Source organism: Salinicola sp., from assembly GCF_982684285.1.
The window spans coordinates 1-3,381 of sequence record NZ_CEXLVS010000343.1; the positions used below are offsets into that span (position 1 = coordinate 1).

Below are 3,381 nucleotides of genomic sequence, written 5' to 3' on the forward strand. Positions count from 1 at the left end.
GGCCGCGTGAGGGGATCGCGCTCGGCGGAGAGGGCCTCGATGTTCGGGACTGGAGGTAGATTGGCCGGCACATCGGGGACGCCAGGCGCCGCCATTCGCCATAGTGAGAGAATGTCCGCTCTCGACAGCAGTGGCGCGTCATCGCCCAGGTTCTCCCGCGTCGGCGCTCCTACTACCGGATAGATCAAGCCGAGCACGCCTTGCCATTCACCGGTATGAGCGACATCGATCGCCAGCCGGCCGCCGGCGCTGTCGCCGATGACGGCGACGGGCACGGTCGTCTCGACCACGGCCCGGCAATCGGCCAGCGCCTCGGCGTAGCTCGCTTCCGGCAGCAACCGATAGTCGACGCTGATCACCTCGCGCTGCAGGCGCTCGGCCAGATCGGCGGTGATACCGTGGTGGCTGTCGACCGAACCCAGGTTCCAGCCGCCCCCGTGCAGGTAGACGACAACGCCGGTCCGGCAGCGAGCGGGCAGGAATCGGCGGACTTTCACGTCGGTGAGACGCTCGTCGCGGAACCGCATCCCGCCAGGGTCGGCAGCGCGACGTCTCGCATGCAGGGCTTCATACGCACGGCGTTTCGCCGTCACCGGCGCCTCGGCGGCGACATCGGCGAGGCTGAACTGGTGGATGAAGTCGTCGATCCGCATCGGGTATCCTCTGTCGGTGGCTGCGGCTACCACGGTAATCGGCCGAACGGCACCATGCCAGCACGCGCGCCGGCGCACGGGTTACGACGAGACGATCGAGACGAACCCATACCAGCAAGCCCTTGTTATACTGGGTGCCTACTTCTTCGAACACGAGCTCCCGTTCATGCCGTCAGGTTGGCCGCGCACGCTTCTTCGCTATCTGGTGATCGCCATCGCGGCCTTCGTGGGCTTGTCGGTGCTGTTCGTGCTGGTCTTCCGCTTCGTGCCGGTATTCGGCTCCATGGTGATGGTGGAGCGCAAGGTGAGCTCCTGGTTCCACGGCGACAACCTGGCCATCGAGCAGCAGTGGGAGCCGTGGTCCCGGCTATCGGACAACGCCAAGGTGGCGGTGATGGCGGGGGAGGACCAGCGCTTCCCCGAACACTGGGGTTTCGACGTGGCCCAGATCAAGCGCTCGCTCGCCAACTGGTCGGACGGCGGCGACCTGCGCGGCGCCAGCACGCTGAGCCAGCAGACCGCCCGCAACCTGTTCCTGTGGACGGGGCGCAGCTGGATCCGCAAGGGGCTGGAAGCCTGGTTCACACTGCTGCTCGAGGCGCTATGGCCCAAGCAGCGCATCCTCGAGGTCTATCTCAATATCGCCGAGTGGGATACCGGCGTGTTCGGGCTGGAGGCGGCGGCGCAACACTATTTCGGCACTTCCGCCGCCAATCTCAGCGTGTCCCAGGCCAGCCGACTCGCCGCGATACTGCCCAACCCCCGCGGCTGGAGCGCTTCCCAACCCTCGGCGCACGTCCAGCAGCGGGCGGCATGGATCCAGCGTCAGATGCGTCAGCTCGGCGGCACCGCCTTCCTGCAGCGCCTCGACTGATCCCCCCGGCCTGCTCACTCGTCCGTCCAATCGGCCAGCACCGCGTCGCGTTTCTCCAGCAGGTGGCGCTCCATCAACGCTCCCAACGCAGGCCCGTCACGCGCTTCCAGCGCGCGCAGCATGTCGCGATGTTCCTCCACCGCCTTGCGCCACTTGGCTTCCGAGCGATTGGAGGAGAGCCGCAGCGGGTGGAGGCGCCGGTTGAGCGATAGGTACGTCTGGCGCAGGGCGTCGTTGCGGGCAGCGCGGTTGATCAGGTCGTGAATCCGCTGATTGGCATGGTAGTAGGCGGGCAAGTCGTGGCGCTGCCAGTGGCCCAGCATCGCTTCATGGGCTTCACGCACGGCCGCCAGCTCTTCCACGGTGATCCTGAGGGATGCCAGCTCGCCGGAGAAACGCTCCAGCGCGCTCATCAGCTCGAAGGTGTCGCGAATCTCCTGGCGGGTCATGCGGGTCACGAAAGTGCCGTAGTTGGGCGAGATCGTCACCAGCTTCTCGGCGGCCAGCACGCGCAGCGCCTCGCGTAGGGGCGTGCGCGACACCGCCAGCCGCTCGGCCAGTTCGCGTTCGTTGATACGTTCGCCGGGTTCCAGGCCGCCTTCGGTGATCAGGTCGTGTAGCCGCTCCACGATCTTGTCGTGCAGCGCGGCGCGCTCGATGCGCAGTGGTCGTGCGTCGAGGCCGAGCGCCGTATCGTCGGATGTCTGCATGCATTGAACCCTGTTGGTTTCCCTTCTTTCTATCGCAAGCGTTCGATCGTGGCTACTGCGCATCGGCGGTCGACCGGCCGATCTTCGACCCCGCCAAGGGCCTCCGCGTTCCGCCGCCGAGCTATCGGTCGGGCCCTGCGACTTATGTCGTGGTTTGTCGGAGGGCGATTATTCGGCATATTGCGTAATGAATGCAAAAAACCATATGAGTGCCACAAAACGACGTGAGGCGTGCCGTTGGCTTCACTTCTGGTTTACCTCTGGAGATGCCGCCATGCTCGAACTCGACCAACACCCTTCCGGCCGCCATTTTCTGCAGATCCCGGGGCCGTCGCCCGTGCCGGATCGCATCCTGCGGGCCATGAGTCTGCCGACCATCGATCATCGAGGCCCGGAGTTCGGTGAGCTGGGTCTGAAAGTGCTGGGAGGCATCCAGAAGATCTTCCAGACCCGGCACCCGGTGATCATCTACCCGGCCTCGGGTACCGGCGCCTGGGTAGCGGCGCTCTCCAACACGCTCAGTCCCGGCGACGCGGTGCTGATGTTCGAGACCGGGCATTTCGCCACGCTGTGGAAGCAGATGGCGCTGCGTCTCGGGATCCAGCCGGAGTTCCTCTCCTTGCCAGCGTCCCAGAGCTGGCGTCATGGCGTGCAGCCGAAGCTGATCGAGGAGCGCCTGCGGCAAGACCACGAGCATCGAATCAAGGCGGTGTGCGTGGTGCACAACGAGACCTCCACCGGGGTCACCAGCGATATCGCCGCCGTGCGCCGCGCCATCGACGCCGCCGATCACCCGGCGCTGCTGCTGGTCGACACCATCTCGGGGCTGGCGAGCGCCGACTACCGTCACGACGAGTGGGGCGTCGATGTCACCGTTTCCGGATCGCAGAAAGGGTTGATGCTGCCCCCCGGAATCAGTTTCAACGCGCTGTCGCCCAAGGCGATCGAAGCCAGCCAGCGCTCGACCATGCCCCGGGGGTTCTGGGCCTGGGACGAAATTCTCGCCGCCAACGCCAATGGCTACTGGCCCTACACGCCGAGCACCAATCTGCTCTACGGTCTCAACGAGGCGCTGGACAAGCTGCTGCTCAACGACGCCGCCCTGACCTACGAGAAGGACTCGTCGGCGGCGCTCGGCTTCGGC

4 protein-coding genes are annotated in these 3,381 nt (G+C 65.8%); 2 read left to right on the plus strand and 2 right to left on the minus strand.

From position 1 onward, the window contains the following. Nucleotides 1-653: alpha/beta hydrolase fold domain-containing protein (locus AC3AYF_RS19480; RefSeq protein WP_487780217.1), on the minus strand; the 653-nt coding region annotated here is incomplete at its 3' end. Nucleotides 654-819: 166 nt separating this feature from the next. Between AC3AYF_RS19480 and mtgA the strand changes: the two genes are divergently transcribed. After that, entirely contained in the window at nucleotides 820-1,527 is a 708-nt protein-coding gene (gene mtgA / locus AC3AYF_RS19485; protein ID WP_295041014.1) for a monofunctional biosynthetic peptidoglycan transglycosylase, read from the plus strand. A 14-nt stretch (nucleotides 1,528-1,541) separates the two neighbouring features. Here the strand turns inward: mtgA and AC3AYF_RS19490 are convergent, their stop codons facing one another. Then, entirely contained in the window at nucleotides 1,542-2,237 is a 696-nt protein-coding gene (locus AC3AYF_RS19490) for a GntR family transcriptional regulator (RefSeq protein WP_149435844.1), read from the minus strand. A 274-nt stretch (nucleotides 2,238-2,511) separates the two neighbouring features. Between AC3AYF_RS19490 and AC3AYF_RS19495 the strand changes: the two genes are divergently transcribed. Further along, nucleotides 2,512-3,381, plus strand: an 870-nt coding sequence (locus AC3AYF_RS19495; protein WP_487780218.1) for a pyridoxal-phosphate-dependent aminotransferase family protein, incomplete at its 3' end; no start/stop codon positions are given.